Genomic DNA, 20,797 nt, shown 5'->3' with positions numbered 1-20,797 from the left:
TGACACTACATAAAGATTAAAGATCTTCCTGCTTAAGCAGCTTAAATCCAGCTCCTTCAAGTTTAAAGCCAGCCTCGGCAGCTTTGGCATCGCCACGGATCTTTAGTACATCGACCGCTACGCCACCCTTGCTGGAAAAACAGTAGCCATATTCGATATTGAGATTCATTTCCTCGAGTACCTCAAGCAAATCTGCAAGACCACCAGGACGGTTGGGAACCTCAATTGCTGTTACATGTGTTCTGGTAGCACGGAAACCATGCTCATCAAGGGCCTTCAACGCAGCATCGGTGTTGTCTGCAATGATGCGGACCAAACCATAATCAGATGTTTCCGCAATAGTAAGGGCATGCATATCGACATCCGCATCTCCCAAACAACGCGTAAGCGCTAGCAGGCGACCCTTACTGTTTTCGAGAAAGACAGTGATTTGAGAAATCATATCTAGTCCTCCCTTAAATCAACCACACGCTTTGCCTTGCCTTCACTTCGAGGAATGGAATGTGGCTCAACAAGATGGACGCGAACACCCACGGACAGAGCAGATTTAAGTGCCGCCTCAATATTGCGCTGCAGCTGCTCAATAGAGCTTATCTCATCAAAATCAAACCCAGGAGCAACCTCTGCCTTAAGCGTTACAACGTCAAGGTGATTCTTACGGGTAAGCTCAATTTGATACCAAGAGGACACCTGACTAAAGGTCTTCATGACATTTTCGATCTGACTCGGGAAGACATTGACGCCGCGGATAATAAGCATGTCGTCGGTACGACCATGCAGGCGGTCGATGCGACGATGCGTACGGCCGCAGGGACACTCACCCGGCAAAATCCTCGTGATGTCACGGGTACGATACCTCACTACAGGAGTTGCCTCGCGGTCAACCGTGGTGAGAACAAGCTCACCCCACTCGCCATCGGGAAGCAGCTCGCCAGTGTTGGGGTCGATAATTTCGGCGTAGAAGTGATCTTCTGCGAGGTGAAGACCCTGCTGCTCCCAGCACTCAATAGCAACGCCCGGGCCCATAGTCTCGGTAAGGCCATAGACATCGAGCACGTGGTAGTTGAGCTTGCGCTCAAGCTCTGCGCGGAAGTTATCCGAGAATGCCTCTGCACCATGGATACCAGCACGAAGATGGAAGTCACGAGCAGGATCGATGCCCATTGCAAGAGCAGTATCGGCAATATGCATAGCGTAGCTTGGCGTGCAGCAAATGATGGTGGAGCCCATCTCCTTAAGCACGCGAATCTGACGCTCGGTGTTGCCAGCACTCATAGGAATAACTGTAGAGCCAGCTGCAAGACCGCCGTAGTGAGCACCCAGACCACCGGTGAACAGACCATAGCCGTAGCAGACATGCACGATGTCATCTACACCGCCGTTGGCATATTCAATGCCACGCGCAAAGCAATCGCCCCAAATCTTCAGGTCGTGCTCGGTATAACCACCCACCGTTGCCACGCCTGTAGTGCCGGACGACATGTGAATCTCACGAACCTCAGAAAGAGGTGTTGCAAACATCTTGTAGGGATAATTCTCACGCAAATCCTGCTTGGTAACGAACGGAGCACGCGAAAGATCATCGAGGCTTTTCACTGAATAGGGATCAAAACCGGCTGCATCGAAAGACTCTTTATAAAACGGAACATTTTCATAGCATGCAACGACTGTCTTTTTGATGCCCTCAAGTTGGATTGCCTCAATCTGATCATGAGGCAAGGTGAGAATCTCCTTCTGACTCATTATGCAGGTCTCCCCTCGCCGCCCAATGCGGAGTGCCCGCACGGACTATCTTGTTTGCAGATGTTTCTGATAATGCCACACTGCGCGACACTTCTAGACAAGGCGACGGGGAGCGGATACGTATACAAGACAAGACGTGCTATATGGAGCTCTTTAGCCAAAGTGCTGCGTTATCGCTCCGGTAAACTCATACGAGCCATCGGTTGCTACTACCAGGTAATTATCGTCATCCGATAGCTCGTTATCGGTACAAGGAATCACACTTACCTGTGCAAATTCACGCGAGAGATTCTCTACCGTTGCCTGAAGGACAGACAGTTCTCCTTCAGGAGTCACCACATTGGCAATGTAGAGGCCACCGGCATTGAGTAAATTGTGAGCAGCCTGAGCCCCATCCTCGCAAACCAGCGCTAAATCAGGTGTTCCGGCAGCAAAAACATCGTCAACTATGACATCGTAGGTAGAGGTTGTATAACGCATAAAAGAGAGCGCATCCGCACGAATAAGATGCAAACGTCCCGTTTGCTCCGTTTTAAACTCTCTCATAAGGTCATCGAGATAGAACCAGCGGCGAGCAATTCTTGTCACAATGGAATCTATCTCAACTACATCTACCGAAGCTGCATCGGTATGAGCAATAACATGCTTTGGATAAGCATAGCCACCGCCACCCAACACCAAAAGATGGCCCGAAGCAAGATTTGCTTCATGCACTACCCGATCAATTGCTCGATAGTATTCAAACGGCAAGTCATACCGGCGCGCACCTTTATAGGTGCCACTTTGAACAGTGCCATTTACCACAAAGAGACGAACCGGCTCACCCACTGCATCATATGCGTTAAATGCAAGTGCCCAACCAAAAGCTGTCCGCGGAAACAAGCGCGGCTCATACTTTCGCAGTGCATATACGACGCCCGCTGAAACAGTGGCAGCTGCTGCAACTGCACCAGCCACCACACCAGCAATGCGCAACGACCTCTTCTCCATGGCACCTCCCATATCTGTATAACGCTACAAATATGAGTCTCTCATACCCACATCAAACCAGGTTGCTCATCTGTGTGATCGTCGTTTTTCACACCTTGGCCGGATGTTTCATCCTCATCAGGTGTCTCCTCAGACAATGAACGATCCTTGCGGGCAGGTAACCAAGAATGACCATGTACTGGTATGAAAGGTTCTTCTTTTCCATCGACGAGCCACACGAGACTCTTTGCTATATCTTCGTGTTCCATCCCTGCCCCCTTTCGAGCAAGCCCTGGATCGTCGATCCTGTTGTGTAACGGTTAGACGCTTGTTAGATTGCAGATAGTGTTGTCGCAACCTCCTGGGCGCAAGCAAGACCATCTGAAATGGCGTTCACCACCAGAGAAGAACCAGTGCGCGCATCTCCCGTGGCAAATACCCTTACTTTCTTAGGCGTGCCCTTAACTTCATGGCAGCCAGCTTCTACAAGCACCGGGCGAACCCCATCGCGCACCTGCTCAACCTCGCAGCCAAGCGCCTGGTACACGTCTGCCTCAGGTCCAGAAAAGCCCATGGCGATAAGAACGAGCTGCGCATCAAGCACTTCTTCTGAGCCTTCCATGCGCCTCGGAGTGCCATCTGACCAATCGAGGTGCGCCACACGCAGACCAACCACGCCGCCCTTATCGACAAGAACCTCGCGCGTATCTGCTCCCCATGTGCGCGGGTCAGCTCCCACCAAAGCTTCCGCCTCCTGCTGGCCATAGTCACGCTTGAGTGTGTTGGGCCATTCTGGCCAAGGGTTTATTTGTGCTCGATTCTCTGGTGGCGCGGGCATGAACTCAAGCTGGCGCACGCTCCGCGCACCCTGCCTGAGCGCGGTTGCAACACAGTCGGTACCGGTATCGCCTCCGCCAATAACAACAACATCTTTGTCCTTTGCAGAAATGGCGGGCGTATCATTGTTCAGCACTGCTTTTGTAGCTGCAGTGAGATACGTTACAGCAGCTACAACACCCTCTGCATCTGCCCCAGGAACCGAAAGCAGACGTGCCTTGCTAGCGCCAACTGCCACTATCACTGCGTCGTAGTTGCCCAGCACTTCCTCGGCAGCATCTTTTTGTGCTGCATCAAAGTTGTAGACAAACTTCACACCGCTTTTCTCCATAAGCGCCACGCGACGCTCAACCACATCTTTGGGCAGCTTCATATTGGGAATGCCATACATAAGCAGGCCACCAGCACGATCAGAACGCTCAAACACCGTGACCGCAAATCCCAAACGCGCAAGTTCCCACGCGGCGGCCAACCCAGAAGGACCTGAACCGATAACCGCTACCGATGCCTTATCTGCCTTGGCAGGACTCAGCGGCTTCACAGATCCGGCATTCCAAGCATGGTCAGATATGGCGCGCTCGTTATCGCGAATAGTGGTCGGACTATCGTGCAGACCCAAGTTGCATGCAGCCTCACACGGTGCTGGACAAACACGGCCAGTAAACTCGGGAAACGGGTTAGTAAGCGAGAGACGTGCGGCAGCTTCATCCCACAAATTACGGTAGACAAGATCGTTCCACTCGGGAATGAGGTTGTGCAAAGGACAGCCAGAAACACGCGCCGGTCCAAAGGAAATGCCTGCCTGACAATGAGCAACACCACAATCCATGCAGCGTGAAGCCTGGATGCACTGATCGTGCTCTGTAAGGGGCTCCGCTATCTCACCAAAATCTTGCAGACGTTCTTTGATGGCCCGTTCGCCGTGGGCCTTGCGCTCATGCTCGAGAAACGCACCGCTTTTACCCATGGCTACATCTCCCCTTTCAGGGCCTCAAATGCCCGTTCCACTGCCTCTTCGGGCGTAGCGCCCGCTTCTTGCTCCTTCTTAGCCTGCTCAACAATGCGGCGATACTCCCGTGGAATTACCTTCACAAAGCGACGGCGTATGGCGCTGAATTGGAACAGCAGCTTGATACCGCGAGGACTTTGCGTGCGCTCCACATGCTCCTCGAGCAACTCATGAATGAGCTTGAAGTCTTCCTCATCAGGCGTAAGCAGCTCTACAAGCTCGGTATTGCAGCGCGACGAGAGCGTACGGAAGCGGTCGTAAACATAGGCAACGCCACCCGACATACCGGCGGCAAAGTTTTGACCAACCTCGCCCAAGATGAGCGCAACGCCGCCTGTCATATATTCACAGCCGTGGTTGCCCACACCCTCGCACACAATGGTGGCACCGGAGTTGCGCACGCCAAATCGCTGACCAGCCAGTCCATTTACAAAGCCTCGGCCAGCCGTAGCACCATAAAATGCAACGTTTCCTACGCAAACGTTTTCGTCAAACTTAAACGACGCACCCGACGGCGGTGCAACAGACAAGATGCCACCGGAAAGACCTTTGCCAAAATAATCGTTAGCATCGCCGGACACATTAAGCGTAATACCTGCAGGAAGGAACGCGCCAAAACTCTGGCCTGCAGAACCGGCACAGTCAATCGTAATTGAGCCTTCTGGCAACCCCTCAGGATGTGCCTTCGTTACGCGCGAGCCCAACATAGTGCCAACACACCTGTTGACATTGGAAATATCGGCGCGCAGGCGAATGGGCCGCATATGGGAACGCGCATCCTCGGTATAAGGAATAAGCATCGTAGCGTCGAGCGTCTCGTCCAGACCCTCATCAAATGCCATCTCAGGCAGATAGCGCTGCTCAGATGCACCAGCAAGTCCTGCCGAGAAGAGCGTCTTGGCCGAAGCCAAAACTGCCAAAAGGTCACAGCTGTTTGCTTTGGGATGGTTGGGTATCTCCACCTGGCGTAAGCACTCAGGATGTCCAATCATCTCATCAACCGTACGGAAGCCCAGCTTTGCCATAATCTCACGGAGGCTCTGGGCAACAAACAGCATGTAATTCACCACATGCTCAGGCTTGCCCATAAAGCGTGCACGCAGGCATTCATTCTGGGTGCAAATGCCCACCGGACAGGTATCGGCGTGACAATCGCGCTGCATGAGACAGCCCATTGCCACCAAAGGACCAGTGGCAAAGCCAAACTCTTCTGCGCCGAGCAAAGCAGCAACCGCAACGTCACGCCCGTCTAAGAGCTTGCCGTCTGCCTCAAGCACCACGCGCGAGCGCAAACCATTTCTCAAAAGGGTTTGCTGTGTTTCAGCAAGGCCAAGCTCAAGCGGCAAACCTGCGTGATACACCGAATCACGCGGAGCTGCTCCGGTACCACCATTAGAGCCAGAAATGAGAATCTTTCCAGCACCGCCCTTAGCTACACCGGTAGCAATGGTACCTACGCCTGCCTCAGAAACAAGCTTGACGGAGATACGTGCCTGCGGATTGGCATTCTTAAGGTCAAAGATAAGCTCCGCCAAATCCTCAATGGAATAGATGTCATGATGCGGCGGAGGCGAAATAAGACCAACGCCTGGGGTGGAGCGGCGCACGGTTGCTACCCACGGCCAGACCTTACGGCCAGGCAGATGTCCGCCCTCACCGGGCTTTGCGCCCTGCGCCATCTTGATTTGAATCTCAATAGCACTGGAAAGATAGCGCGAAGTAACGCCAAACCTACCAGAAGCAACCTGTTTAATTGCAGAGTTAGCAGAATCGCCGTTGGGCAGCGCATCCTCACGATTTGGATCTTCTCCGCCCTCGCCTGTATTGGAACGCCCGCCCAAGCGGTTCATTGCAATGGCAAGACACTCATGTGCCTCACGGGAAATCGAGCCAAAACTCATAGCTCCCGTATTAAAGCGACGCACAATCTGCTCTGCTGGCTCCACTTCCTCAAGAGGCACCGCACCTGTCGGTAGCGGTACAAAATCGAGAAGATCGCGGAGGTTGACCGTCCTACCCGGACGATGGAGATGTACAGAAAACTCGTGGAACAACTCGTAATTGTCTTCACGACAAGCGCGCTGTAACAGATAAATTGCCTCAGGATCGATAAGGTGATCTTCTCCCCCAAGTGGACGCCACTTGGTGAGACCAGAGCTCGTAAGCTGATTGGGTGCAGGACTCTGCGCCAACGAAAGCGCCTCATCGTAGCGCACATTGCATTCGCGCTCCACGCCAAGCTCGTCCAAGCCACCAATACGGCTCGTAGTACCAGTAAAGTTACGGGCCACTAGCGATTCAGACAGACCAACGATTTCAAAAATCTGGGCTGAGTGATATCCCTGGACGGTTGAAATACCCATCTTGCTCATAATGGCAACAATGCCTGAGGTGAGCGCATGGTCATAGTTTGCCATTGCCTCATCTGCAGAGAGGGTAAGCTCACCTGTCTCGACCATATGCTTAATGCAGTCATGGGCCATATACGGATAAATACCCGAAGCGGAGTAGCCGACAAGTGCTGCAAAATCGTGCGGTGTCTTAGCATCGCCCGTCTCGACCACAATATCTGCGTGCATACGCACACCAGCACGCAGCAGATGATTGTGCACACTGCCCAAAGAAAGCAGCGATGGAATAGGAACCTCACCTGAAGCAGCTCTGTCAGACAGGACAACGATATTGGCGCCATCACGCACAGCCTGCTCAACAGCATGATTGAGCTCATCAAGAGCACGCTCCAGCGCCCCCGGTTTATCTGTGCGCTTATATGTGGCGCGGAAATATGCCGCATGGAAGCTTGTGCGTGAAACCGAGGCAATGCGCTTGAAGTCCTCATCGGAAAGAATAGGGCCCTCAAGACGAATAAGCCTGCAAGAATCGCGGGAGTCCTCCAACAGATTGCCGTGATTGCCCAGATACAGGCGCGTAGAGGTTACAAGGCTTTCGCGCAGAGCATCAATAGGAGGATTGGTAACCTGCGCAAAGAGCTGGTTGAAGTAATCAAAGAACGAACGTGCATGGCGGGAAAGAACCGCTGGCGGCACATCTGCACCCATTGAGGTAAGCGGTGCCGAGGCCGTTTGCGCCATAGGACGAATGGCCTCTTCAACATCGTCGTAGTGATATCCCAGGCGAGCCATTCTCTGTGTAAGGTCCACACCCTCATCGGCAGGTGCAGGCGTCTCTTTTGGCAGCGCCAAATCATCTACGTCTAACGTTTCCGCCTCAAGCCAGTCATGATACGGCTTTTCTCGTGCAAACGAATCGCGCAGCTCATCATTCCACAGCACGCGTCCTTGCAAGGGATCCACAAGCAGCATCTCACCAGGGCCCAAGCACCCTGCCTGCAAAAGGTTCTCCGGGGCCACGTCAAGGGCACCAACCTCGCTTGAAAGCACGAGCCTATCGTCACGCGTGAGATAATAACGGGCAGGTCGCAGGCCATTTCTATCCAGTGCGGCGCCCACTACCTTTCCATCGGTAAACACAATTGCTGCAGGACCATCCCAGGGCTCCATAAGCATGGATTGATAGGCGTCATAAGCGCGACGCCTCTCACTCAACTGAGATATATGATCCCACGGCTCGGGCATAACCAGCGTGACAGCGCGCGCCAGGTTCCTGCCGTTCATCGTGAGAAATTCCAAGACATTATCGAGAACCGCTGAGTCGGATCCCTCTCGGTTGATGATAGGCATAACCTTCTCAAGATCGGCACCGAGCAGCGGCGAGTAAAGGTTCGCCTCACGAGCGCGAATCCAGTTGATGTTGCCGCGCAAGGTATTGATCTCACCGTTGTGGATGATAAAGCGGTTGGGGTGAGCGCGTTCCCAGCTCGGCGTTGTGTTGGTCGAGTAGCGAGAGTGCACCAAGGCCAAAGAGCTTTCTACCGCCGCATCATTAAGATCAAGGAAGAAACGGCGCATCTGGGTTGCAACGAGCATGCCCTTATAAACGACCGTACGACTGGACATACTGCAGATGTAAAAGATCTTATCGAGAAGTGCGTGCTCAGCAGCAGCGCGGCGCTCAATAATACGACGGCACACATAGAGCTTGCGTTCAAAATCATCGCCACGAGACACATTGTCAGGGCGGCCGACAAACGCCTGCAAAATGGTGGGCATGCAGGCACGAGCCGTCTCACCCAAATCCCGTGGATCTACCGGCACTTCTCGCCAGAAAAGCAGAGGAACTCCCTCAGCTGCACAGCCCTCTTCAAACACACGACGTGCTGCAACAACACCCGCCTCATCGCGAGGCATAAAAATCATGGCAACACCGTAGTCGCCCTCATCGGGCAGCAAATGTCCGTAACGCTGGGCCTCTTTGCGGAAGAAACGATGAGGGACTTGAAAAAGAATACCTGCACCATCACCCGTATTGCGCTCAAGACCCTTACCACCGCGATGCTCAAGGTTTACCAAAACGGAGAGAGCGTCATCAACAATTGCATGTGAACGCGCACCCTTAAGACTTGCAATAGCACCGATGCCGCATGCATCGTGTTCAAACTCTGGACGATATAGCCCACGGGTTTCCGTCTGGGCGCCTCTCTCCTTCTCCATATAGTCCCCCTCTAACCATCTCACCATCATGTGCGTAAGACATTCAAATCAACGTAAAAACGAAAAGCTTACTGATTTGCCAGTCTATCCGCGACACCTAGGTCAGACCCAGAACGTTAGGGGAGTTTTCGCATCGTTGTTCAAGTTTGGAAACGTGTTCGCAAAGGTGTGTGCATCAGACGCTTACACGCGATGTGCGCTTGGACAGATATCTTCAAGCATGCACCCTTCACAAGCAGGGGCTTTGGCAGAACAGGTCTCACGACCAAAGCTAATCCATTGGTGATTGACACTTCCCCACAGCTCACGAGGGATAATCTTGAGCAAATCCTGCTCGGTTTTGAGCGGTTCTTTTGCGTGTGTTTTAGGGGAAAGAGCCAGCCGGTGAGCAATGCGATTCACATGGGTATCCACCGCAATGCCCTCTACAATGCCAAATCCAACATTGAGCACAATGTTGGCAGTTTTGCGTCCTACACCTGGAAGTGTTACCAGCTCTTCCATGGTGTGCGGCACCTCTCCACCAAAATTGGAAACGATTGCCTGAGCACATGCCACGGCGTGATTTGCCTTTGATTTATAAAAACCGAGCGAATGGATGACCTCGGCCACATCAGATACTGAGGCTGCTGCAAGTGCCTCTGGCGTGGGCCATTTGGAGAAAAGCTCAGGGGTAACTTTGTTTACCTGCGCATCGGTAGTTTGAGCAGAGAGCAGCACCGATATAACAAGGCGAAATGGCGAGGTGTGGTCGAGGAAACATTCCACCGGACCATAATGCTCCTCCATACGGCGGCATACCTCTATGGCACGTTCACGCTTAACTTTGAGGCTCTCAACCGGCATCAAATACTCCTCTCCCCATACCCTCTGAACGATTTAATCAAGACGCATCTCAAATGGCACAGTCCAACCTGTAAGCGGCAGCCCCTCATAGGGAAGCCAAACGGGAGCCAAAGTTTGGAACCCACAGCTGTGATACAGACACGTAGCTGCAACATTTTCTGGCGAGGTATTAAGACGAATTGCTTTTGCTCCACGAATCCGCGCTTGACTTATAAGATCTGCCACAAGAGCACGGCCAATCCCTTTTCTTCCTGCAGCAGGATTAACCGCAAGTAAATGTGCAACGAGAATAGCTTGGTCAGGCAACTTTTCCCAACAAGGAGCGGCACCTCCCCTATCCTGATCTTCTCCGGCAAAGCCATAGCCCATATCATGGTCGAGCGCCTGTACGCCTAAGAGCTGCGCCGATGCAAACGGCTTACCGTCACTACCAATATCTTCCGCCGCAAAAAGACCACGATACTGTCCGGCTGCAAGACGCTCTTCAACATCGCCAGGAAGCGGCCAACATCCCTCAATCCAGCCGCAGCTATCACCAGAAGAACGAGGATGCTCAGCATCAAAGGAAGTGTTTTCCCTAGAAGCATCTTGGTGGGCCTTCTCATGTGCAAGAAGTGCTTCATAGAGCGCTAAGACTTGTTTGAGTTGTGAAAGCTCAAGCGGCAGAGCAACCACATTGTCGGGCAGATAAGGTTGGCGTGGAGATGCAAGTAACACAGCTTGAGGGGCATGCTGTCCGTCACACACAACATCATCCGAGCTATGCTCGACACGTGCAATTGTTTGGTCGAGTGCACAATTGAGCTCATCGGACGCCTCGAGGGGAACCATATGGCCGCACGACGGAATAATAACCATCTGCGCCTGAGGGATTGCCTGAGCTATCCGGCGCGTTTCTTCCGGCAAAACTAGGTCATGTTCTCCCGCAACAAGCGTCGAAGGACAAGCTATCCGAGAGAGTGATGAGCCGGCGATGTGCGGCTCGTGCAACATCAAGCGGGACAGCTCACAGGCTCGCTCCATCTTTCTGCTTACAACCCTGCCAAAGGCCAGGGCAATAGAGCGTATGCGTTCATGCTCCAAAAAGCGCTTATCAAGGCCGGACGGTGCGCAGTTTGCACCCACTGCTGTAAGCGAAACAATGCGGCGAGGAGCATCGCGCGCCATGAGGAGCGCCTCTATGCCGCCATCGGAAAAGCCCAGCACATGCGCACGAGAAATACCAATGGCATTTAGCACTTCAAAAGCATCTTGCGCGAGCAGTTCGTAGGTTAACGGAGCGCGCCCGCGTGTAGAGACGCCCTGGGCACGGCAGTCTATTGCAACAACGCTACGCACAGCTGCCTGGTGTGCAATTTGAGCAGCTAAAGAGCGATGATCTTCTCCATTGCCATGCAGGACTAGAAGAGGAATTGAAGCGCAATCAATACCATAAGGACCGACAAGAACGGGCACCCTGGGTCCATATATCCAAGCATCAACAAGAGCACCATCGGACATAGAAACAACCAGATGATGTCGAAGAATGGGCACTTCAGGGTTATCCAAATAATGAGGGAATCTGGGAAGCAGTGTTTCAAGTGCGTCCGCAGAATCAGCAGCTAAGCCCCGAAACAGCCGCCTGTACTTGCCGGAAATCTCCTGCTCAAAGTACAGCTGATAGACCAGGCGTTTATCACTACGATCACCATCGATACAAACAACTCCTGCACAGGCAAAGCCCAGCCCTTCTACCAGCCGGCGCATTCTGTGGTTGTTAGGGTGCGTGTCTACGCGCATCTCATTAAAGCCCTGGCGCTGTGCTTCCAAAAAGAGCGCCTGGAAGAAACGTTTTGAAACAGCTGCGCCGCGATATGTAGGAGCAACTACAAAACGATGAACGGTTATATAAGTTTGTAGCGTCATTTGGCTTGGAGCAGGTATCCACGCACCAGCAAGCAAAAGTGTGTAATTGGGATCTTCACCTGCAACCAATGCTGCAACGGCAGCAATGGTGCCGGCTGCGTCCTCAAAGACCCAGAGTCTCTGTGAGCGGATATCTCGAGCAAAATCCTCATTTGAAGGCTTGCCGTTTTGCCATTGGTCAACACCGTCGGCAGCCAGAGAGTTGCGTCCGCTTTCCACAATGGCAAGAACAGCCTCAAGGTCTTCTTCACGAGCACGCCGCAGGTAGAACGAATCGCAATCTGTCGGCTCATACCCTTCGAAGAAACCGCTCTTGCCTGTTGCGCTCATACAATCTCCTGTCATTCAGGCACTCTGCAATCAAAGTATTTTGCTCATCGTAACAAAGCACCCCCGCAAATACGGAGGTGCTTTGTTTTACAACGTTTCTATCTACGGTACTAGAAACTTATTAACTGCGCTTGCGAAGCCTTATGACCATCGAAGTTGCAACACCAACAAGTCCTGCCAGTCCCAAATACAGCGCTATGGTCACAAAACCAGGATCAGATGTTGCCGGAATAGCCGTAGCACCTTGAGCAATATCACTCTGCTGGTCAGAGTCATTTTGCTGCGTGTTGGAGCTGTCCTGAGGAGGACGCTGATTGCCGGCATCGTTGCCAGAATCTTCGCCCGTATCTCCTGTTGGACCAGACTCCTCATCTTGAACAGCTACCGCCACGGAGACTTCTGCAGAAAGCGGGGTGGAGTTCGCAGCAAGTGCTGGATCATCCGGAGTAAACACCGCCTCATATGTTCCCGAGGCATTCAGAACAGTATCGGGGCTGGCCCATGCCCAAGAGCCACTTACAACTGTTCCGTTATCCATTACTACGGTACTTCCGATAAGCGCTACGTCTGAAAGCTTTGTTCCAGCCTCAACCTCAGAGGGCTCAGCAATCAATCCTGTCTGGGTAAGCTGCGCGGGAGTGATAATCACCTGATCTTGCAGCTCTACTTGGAAGCCTTGGTAATTCTCGGTTCCCTCATACGTCAGACGGACACGATACGAACCTGCCGCCACGGGGACATCTGTTGTCCACGTAGCCTGCTCATCTGTTGCAGAACAGTACTCCACAACGAGCTTATCTCTCTCCTCAGTTGGGAAAGCGTCGGTGAAGGATACATTCGCCGCATGACCACTGCCATCGTATGGAACCGTTACCGGTGTTATAGAAACATCTTCCGAAAGTGTCTCAACCCATTTTGCATAGAGCGTTGTGTCTGTTGAGAACGTTGTAGGACTGTCAGATTCACCAACGAACTGAACGCGCGTATCGGCAGCAAAGTCTGAGTTCATATACCAGCCCTCTACTGCATATCCCTCTCGAGTGGGAACAGGCAGATCTCCCCACGAAAGCGCTTGTCCGCTCGCAACATCCTTCGTAATTGCCTCACCGAGTGCATGATCAGCAAACATGCCTTCTGCACCTGGGTTGAGCGTCAGAGATACTGTTTGAGTGTCATCCAGGAGCTTCCACTGTGCGTAATACGTGGTGTTAGTGGTGAAGTCGATGACAGTCTCACTAGATACCTGCGTGCCTCCAGAAGACTCGGTAAACCAACCAACAAACTCAAATCCCTGCCGTGTGGGCTCTGGAAGTTCTCCGAGCTTGCTGCCATAGGTCATGGTTTGAGAAACTGTTGCAGTGGAACCCTGAATGGTTCCGCCCTGGGGGTTAAAGGAGATAACTACCGTCTGCGGGGTCGGCTCATCCTTATCCCACGAAAGCACCATGGGGCAGAACTCGCTCGGAGCAACATGGAAGCTCACGTAACCGTTATGCACTTGAGTGTTTTCGACAGGCTTTACCGTACTTTCTGAAACTACCTGCTCCAGGTTGGTGTCGTCATAGGTACGATGCAGACCATCAAAACGAAGTACCTGCACGTTATCAGTTTCATCAACACCTTCAGGCAAGCGCCAGTAAACATCTACGCCCTTATCGGAAGAAACCCAAATGTTTGACTGTGCGCCATCAACAAGATCGAGATACCTAAAGTCTGTTTCTTTCCCTTCGAGGCTGTATCCCTGGCTGGCAGCATGATCTGCGAGAAGCTTTTCTCGAGCTCCGTCACTTCCCAACAGCTCATCGGAAAGCAGCTTTACTCCATCGGTTGAGGTGAGCACAGCTTCTGAGTTGCCATTGTAAGTAAGCGTTGCACCATCCGGCAACGAAGCAACAACGCCACCAGAAGTTGCCGCAATCGCACCTGTTATTTCATCTTCACTTGCATTTGGAGCAATCAGTGCGACGTCTAGTTTTCCCTGCTCAGCATCGGCTGAGTCGGACACACTTCTAACCGTAAGGGTGCCGTCTACCAGCGTAAAGGTATACGTCTCACCATTTATTTCAATGTCAAGCGTCTGACTCTGCGCGTTTGTACGAGCAGAAGCATTGCCGTCTACCACAATTCGTGCGATATAGCTGCCAGGCTGTGTATCGTCATCAATCTCGGTTCCATCTTCATTGAAGTATGCAATGCGTGCTGTCTGTCCATTGCTCAAAAGCTCATTGAGCTCGTCGATTGTGTATGTCTGACCAAACTCATCCTCAATGTATGGATCTGGGAAATGGCTTGTGCTCGTCTCACCATCTCCAACATATTTCTCTACTGAAATAGGCTGGAGCGACAGGCAAGCAATCTCAAAGGTGTACGCAGCAGGCGTGTTCTCATCTACCGACCAAGTCTTGCTCGCATCGTCATACACGAGCGTAAAGGTACGCTGCCCTGTCTCATCAGCGCTGGCATAGTAGTGAGAACCATACGTTTCTGCATAAGCATCAAGATAGGCATCTGCGCTCAGTGTTACCTCTGCAACCCAAACCCCTTCGGTGTTCTGATGCGGCTCTCCTATGGTAAAGGAAGTCTCAATCAAGCTCGTAGCTTGTGGCTGAGCGACAAAAGCTGCGTCCTGGTGAGTGCCTCCGTGAGCAGCGCCGTTGAGCTCGCTCTTATCGACAAGCGTTACTGATATACCCGCAAGGTTTGCAACGTCGCTTTGTGAAGGAGCTGCAGGTGCCTCTGGAGCACACTCCACCTTGAAGGTAATGACGTTGTTTGCATCTTCGCCAGCTACCTTCCAAGAAGCCGAAGCGTAATCCCACTCAAGCGTGACAGTTTGCTCTGCAGAAGTGTCTTTGGTAAGCGCATGGGTGCCTTCCGTAAGACTAGCTGAGCTGTCATATGCCGAGACATACGGATTTGCCTTTATTGTTACATCTACCTGCCATACGTAATCGGCCTGGGTAATGCCCAAGAAATCTGTTGCAACGGCAAGGCCTTCAGAGGGAAGCGAGACTTTGCGAATATCGCCTACCGTATAAGAATCTGCAAGCAGATCGCTAAACGTCTTGTCTTCATGGACGTCGGTTGTATCGTCAACCTTTATATCAAGAGCAAGGTTGATGTCACTCTCTGTTATCTCCGGCTTGGCGCGGCAAACAACATCCTTGCTTACCGTTACCTCAGTTGGTTTTCCGTCCACACAAAGCGTGGCGGTTACCTTGACGTTGCCCGAACCCCTCATAGTAAGAACGCCCTGGTCATCTACCGTGGCAATTCCCTCATTATCGGTAGACCACGTAAAGCTCACACTGTGTTTGGTGTAATTGGCAACTACAAATCCGGGTGCAGCAAAGAATGTTCTGTCTGTCTCAGAGGTGCTGTCGTCCACTACATCCACACCAGTTAGTGTGGGCTGAACAGCAATTACATCAACTGAGTCAGAAGCATTTTGATTGGATGTTGCACGAGCGGTAACAGTAACGCCTCCTGCATGGGTAAAGTTCACAACGCCTTGGCCAGCAGAAGACTCTGCGCTTGCCACAGACTCGTCGGATGTAGACCACTGCAAGCTGTTATCAAATGCATTGTCTGGCGTGGTATAGCCATTCAAACGCAGCGGATTAGATCCTTCTTGGCGCAGGTCAACTACGCGTAGGTCCTCACCGTCAATGGTTACCCCGGTTACCGGATTATTTTGAATAGTGCGCACAGGACCATAGACAATGACTTGTCCTCCACCGGTAATACCAGAACCGCTTGGTGCACCTTTGCCATTGCCATAGAGCCAATACTTACCAAATACCGTACTTGTCCCATTGGGCACAGTGGCATCCATATAGTTGCCGTTTTGATTGTGTTGTGTATTGGAAAGCTGGCTTGCATTAAGTGCGGCGATGTCCTCTACCGAGCTAGCAGCCACTGATCCGTCAACACGGTAAACACCGTCTGATGACCCCCAACCATTGGAGGCAACATATCCAATCGTTACGTCCTTATAGTTAGTTGTAGCAACCGAACCAACATAAGGAGTGCTATTTCCAATTTTTACGTTGCCGTTATTGCTGGCGAGAATATGCACCTTTGAGTTGCTGCCAAGATCCATTGACGTGCCGTTGTACGGAACAATGGTGCCACCTGTAATGTAGGCATTTGCACCGTCAAACTTCACAGGAACCTTAGTGCTGGATGCCGAATCCTGGTGCTCAAAGGTACCGCCATTAATGCGTAGGGTTCCCTGCGTCCACAAGCTCGAAATGGTACCGCCGTTCACCGTTACATCACCATACGTATCAATGATGAAGCGTGTGTTATTTTTCGCACTAAAGGTACCGTCATTAATGATGATGTTGGTACCACTAGCCGGAGAGTACACAGCACCTTCTGATGCCCAATAGGTTCCTGAGCTACCAAGAATTGCTGTAGCACCTGAGCCAAGAAGCTTGACGCAAATACCCTCGGTTGCGCCTCCTCTTCCATACTCCGTGCGAAGAGAAACACTACCTGTGGTAATGAACGTTGAATTTGCCTCAACTTCAACTGGATTCAACGCATCGTACATAGACCCTTGGCTACGGGTATCGTTAACGTAGAGTGAATCCTTAAACACCAGCGTGGCACCATTGCGCACATGGAAACGACAGAACTTTAACTCACCCGTTCCACCCACAATGAGGTCTCGGTCAACATAAATCTCACGGTTTCCGTCATCAAACAAACCGCCCTCATCAAACTCGAAAGAGCCAGTTGTAATAATGGTGCCAACGGAAGAGTCATTCACGGCTGCAACAAAATCATCAGCGTTAGATACGGTAACGGTACGCTTTCCGGCAGCACTCTTAATGACACTGAGCATTTTCTCTGCAGCCACGAGCCTGTCGTAATTAGAAACGTTTTCTTTATCTTCTTGCGAAAGATTGTTGTACGCAGCGCGAGCCTCAACAATTGCCTCTTCATCGGCTTTTGTTACATCAGACTGCTCAGGCAGAGCTGCAATGAGCTCCTCCACCTGTTTCCAAGCTGGCGCCTTATCCTCCTCTGCCTTAGAAATAGCAAAGCTGTCGATAAGCGTTGAGCTGCCACTTTCAACCTTATAGGCCTGGTAATACAGATGATCACCATCAATAGAAACACCTGAATATACTGGCACAGAAAGGTCAAGAGCAATGGCGCTGGGGATGGCAGAAGAAGTTGTCTGAACATAGTTCTTTACGCCTGCAGTTCCAGCAATAACGAAGGTTGTGCCCGACGGATTGAGCATCGTTTCGTAGTTTGTACCATTGTGAGTTTGTGTCTCTGTTGCCACTTCCTGAGCTGCACCACGCACAAGATTGGGTGTGCGGTTATACACATGGTCATGTCCAGAAAGGACAAGATCAACATCGCAAGATGCCGCCAGGACATTCATCTGTGCACGAATAGCAACGACATCCTCATCATCTTGATGCGGGCCGTTAGAGTACGGCGACTTGTGCATAAGCACAATCTTCCACTGGGCATCAGAATGAGAAAGTGTGTCATATGCCCAGCTGTACTGAGTATCAGAAAGAGATCCATCCGCTGTAGTGTCATTCGTATTTAACACTACAAACAGTGCGTTCTTATAGGTGTAGGAATAGTACACACCCGAAGAGAAATCTTGTCCTTCAGGCACATTTGCCAAGTCAAAATGAGAAACGATTGGGTTGGCATCGGTGATGCCTTCAACATCACTGCGCTCCTCATGGTTGCCTGCTGCCGGAGTCATAGCCATACCCTGAGCAACATTATTCGTATCATCAAGCGCCCATGTCCAGTAATCTTCATTTGCGCCGTCATCTACAAAATCGCCGGCATGCAACGTAAACGCTGCATCAGGGAATGACATATGGGCTTGACCGAGCGTTGCAAGATACACATCGTAATCGCTCTTAACCATGCCCTGAGAGTCATTGACGTTAATGAAGCTGAAGGTATCGCTGTCATCAGCCTGAGCGCCCGTAGTAAATGGGATAGGATCGCTCCACCAACCATGGTCCTTATCGCCAACGCGATAGTAATAGTCGGTATTTTCTGCAAGTCCACTTACAACGCCAGAGTGCTTTGTAGCCTTTTGCGTTCCGTAGGTGCTTATCAAGCCCAGATTCAAATGAGTTTTTGGCTTGGTTATCACCTCAGAGGTGGCTGAAACTTCCTGTACAACATTTTGGAAATCGGCATCTGTGGCAACTTGAATGGTGCCATCTGTTACCTCTGGTGCGGTGTACCAACGAATTGCGCGGCTTGTTTTTGCATCCGGCCCTAAACTCATTGTCACCTGCGTTGGTAGCTGCCCACTCTCAATAGAAGGATCTGGCACAGATACCGAACCATCAAATGTTATGGTGCGACCTTCACCATCAATGACGTCATCTTGACCATTTGTGTCATAGAGCATGGCATTACAAATGGTGCCAAGCAGACTTCCCATACCCGTAAGAAAGCTAGGACTCATATATTCGCCGATAAGTCCTTCAATCATCGAGCGAATCTTTGCGTCATCAAAACCAAAGAGGTTAAGCGCACTTTTTAGATTGCCATCATCGGTTGCTGCATCAATGGCAGTCTTCCACAAACCGCTAAAGGCAATGCCTGTATCTATGGATGTGTTGGACAGCACGTTATCAATAACAGGCATGAGATCATCTACGAGCAACTGAATAAGTCCAGAAATTGGCTCGCCAGTCTCAATATAGCTCACGGCATCTATTGCCCATTGAGGCGGATTTTCTGAGCCAGCATAGTGTCCTGTAAGAATGATGAGTACCAGTTCATAGAGTACGCGCTGCTCGCTGTTGAGTGAGCTCACGCCATAGTTTGATACCTGCGTAACTATCGAATCAATTTGCTCTAAGAGATACTCGGGATTATCAATATACTGTGTCTCTACTTGAGCAAGAACACCGTCGATAATACGCAGCAGTTGTGCATCGGTTATGGACACTTCATCTAAGGCCCACCCTGCAGTACCAGAAGGTGTAAGCACAATTCCGCCGTTGCGATACTGTACAGAAATGCGGCCAATGCCAGAACCGAGCTCTATCTCCATACCACCAGAAAGAGCATCACGGATTGCCTGAAGTGCCATAGCGTCAATGTCTACCCCAGGTAGGTTTTCCGCTAGCCAATTCTTGAGGCCCTGTTCCGACATTTCTTGTAGAACTGGGCGGAGCATTCCTGACGCCATATTGTTGATAAGTTCTTTGGGGTACAGCTTTTGCTGCGTATAGGTTTTGAAATCATCAATATGGGTCGCATTTCCCGTATGATCCACAAAGTCAATCGACTTGATTGACTCGCTCGTCACGTTAAAGGTTTCATGCGTGCGATTTGTTCCATCGTTAAGCGGATTGCCCTTGGTAAGCGTAACCGTACGAACTGGGCTCATCCATGAGGAAAGTGAGCCTGTCTCAAGATCGGTTATATGATTGCCACTGTTGCTCGTAAACTCAGCAATGTCATTTGCATGCATATGACCGGTAAAGATATAGCGCATTCCGGCATCTGCAAAAGCGCTCGCAGTAGAGCGCCAATCTTCAACCACATATTCAGAGAGGATACTTTCTTCGCCCTCAAAATGAGGAACAAGACCGTGGTGCATCAGGCCAATAACGGTATCGCCCTCAGCTTCTGCATCTTGAATTTGCTGAACGGCCCACGGACGCAAGTCTTCATCTACACGACCTGCCGTAATATGCTCGTTCGAATCATAACCTGTACCGGCGTCAGGGCTATACATGCAAGAATCAATAGCCACAATGGTAAATTTACCCAGGTCAACAGAGTAGGAAAGCTCTCCTGCAATCTCACCAGCATCATGATTGGGATTTGTAAAATACTGCGCCTCGTATGAGCCGTCATAGCCAAAATTGGCATAGATGGTTTTGAAGTCATCCGGAGAGACAGTCTCTGTAGATTCTTTCTTGCCATTCTCAAAGGTGCAGGCATCCAGGTAGTTATAGACATCATGGTTACCGTTAATGACAAATACCTCGGAGCCCGCTTCGTCTTCTATTCTTTGAAGCTTCTGAGCCAGTTGCTCATGTCCGAGCCTCTCGCCATCCTTTGTAAGATCTCCCGAGACAAGAACAATGTCAGGCTTATCTTCAATAATCATGTTTACAGCGGCGTCGGCAATAGAGCCCGATTCCTCAAGCATCTTGGGGTCGCCGCCCACATAGGTATCGTAATCTTCGCAGTCACTTACATAATTTACAGGGTAATAGTGCATGTCTGATAAAACAGCGATTTTGAGCTCCGACTTATTAGTGAGCTCTTCGTTAATAGGCTCAACAGGGGGATTCTGAACGTTTTGCTGAAGAGAAGATATTTCATCCGCCACTGCCAGTGCTATAGGAGCAAAGGGTGACGGCAATGTTAGGAGTGCTGCAAGTAAAATAATGAGTGCTTTGCGTGCAATACCACCAGCACTTCTTAGTACATATCGTTTTTTCATCCTGTTGTATTCCTCTCCAAAATCGCATTTATCAGAGAAAAGGTCATGTGCGAGACAGAGGTGCTCATAATCAAAAAGCACCTTAAAAGAGGAATGTCAGGCGAGAATAATGTTAAT

At 51.0% G+C, this 20,797-nt stretch carries 9 protein-coding genes; all 9 read right to left on the bottom strand.

What is annotated here, in order from left to right; all coding sequences use genetic code 11:
- Positions 1–16: 16 nt before the first annotated feature.
- Positions 17–442, bottom strand: coding sequence for an ACT domain-containing protein (locus ACQY6Y_RS05880; RefSeq protein WP_428379381.1), 426 nt, complete (start codon positions 440–442; stop codon positions 17–19).
- Positions 443–444: 2 nt separating this feature from the next.
- Positions 445–1,743 carry a phenylacetate--CoA ligase family protein gene (locus tag ACQY6Y_RS05875; RefSeq protein WP_428379380.1) on the bottom strand — a complete coding sequence of 433 codons (1,299 nt, stop codon included), beginning with the start codon at positions 1,741–1,743 and terminating at the stop codon, positions 445–447.
- A gap of 153 nt (positions 1,744–1,896) precedes the next feature.
- Positions 1,897–2,733 carry a spermidine synthase gene (locus tag ACQY6Y_RS05870; RefSeq protein ID WP_428379379.1) on the bottom strand — a complete coding sequence of 279 codons (837 nt, stop codon included), beginning with the start codon at positions 2,731–2,733 and terminating at the stop codon, positions 1,897–1,899.
- Positions 2,734–2,774: 41 nt separating this feature from the next.
- Positions 2,775–2,981 carry a hypothetical protein gene (locus ACQY6Y_RS05865; RefSeq protein WP_428379378.1) on the bottom strand — a complete coding sequence of 69 codons (207 nt, stop codon included), beginning with the start codon at positions 2,979–2,981 and terminating at the stop codon, positions 2,775–2,777.
- A 62-nt stretch (positions 2,982–3,043) separates the two neighbouring features.
- Positions 3,044–4,516 carry a glutamate synthase subunit beta gene (locus ACQY6Y_RS05860; protein WP_428379377.1) on the bottom strand — a complete coding sequence of 491 codons (1,473 nt, stop codon included), beginning with the start codon at positions 4,514–4,516 and terminating at the stop codon, positions 3,044–3,046.
- 2 nt (positions 4,517–4,518) lie between these two features.
- On the bottom strand, positions 4,519–9,129 hold the full coding sequence (gltB, locus tag ACQY6Y_RS05855; protein ID WP_428379376.1) for a glutamate synthase large subunit: 4,611 nt from the start codon (positions 9,127–9,129) through the stop codon (positions 4,519–4,521).
- A gap of 183 nt (positions 9,130–9,312) precedes the next feature.
- Positions 9,313–9,975 (bottom strand): endonuclease III, encoded by a 663-nt coding sequence (gene nth, locus ACQY6Y_RS05850; RefSeq protein ID WP_428379375.1) that lies wholly within the window; start codon positions 9,973–9,975, stop codon positions 9,313–9,315.
- A gap of 33 nt (positions 9,976–10,008) precedes the next feature.
- Positions 10,009–12,210 (bottom strand): alpha/beta fold hydrolase, encoded by a 2,202-nt coding sequence (locus ACQY6Y_RS05845; protein WP_428379374.1) that lies wholly within the window; start codon positions 12,208–12,210, stop codon positions 10,009–10,011.
- A gap of 121 nt (positions 12,211–12,331) precedes the next feature.
- Positions 12,332–20,680, bottom strand: a complete 8,349-nt coding sequence (locus ACQY6Y_RS05840) for a metallophosphoesterase (RefSeq protein ID WP_428379373.1) — start codon at positions 20,678–20,680, stop codon at positions 12,332–12,334.
- Between the last annotated feature and the right edge of the window lie 117 nt (positions 20,681–20,797).

Origin of the sequence: Olsenella sp. Marseille-QA0557 (genome assembly GCF_965119725.1) — a bacterium.
In the GTDB taxonomy this organism is placed as follows: Bacteria; Actinomycetota; Coriobacteriia; order Coriobacteriales; family Atopobiaceae; genus Coprovicinus; species Coprovicinus avistercoris.
Note: the sequence above shows the minus strand (reverse complement) of the source record. Positions and strands in the feature narration are given on the sequence as shown.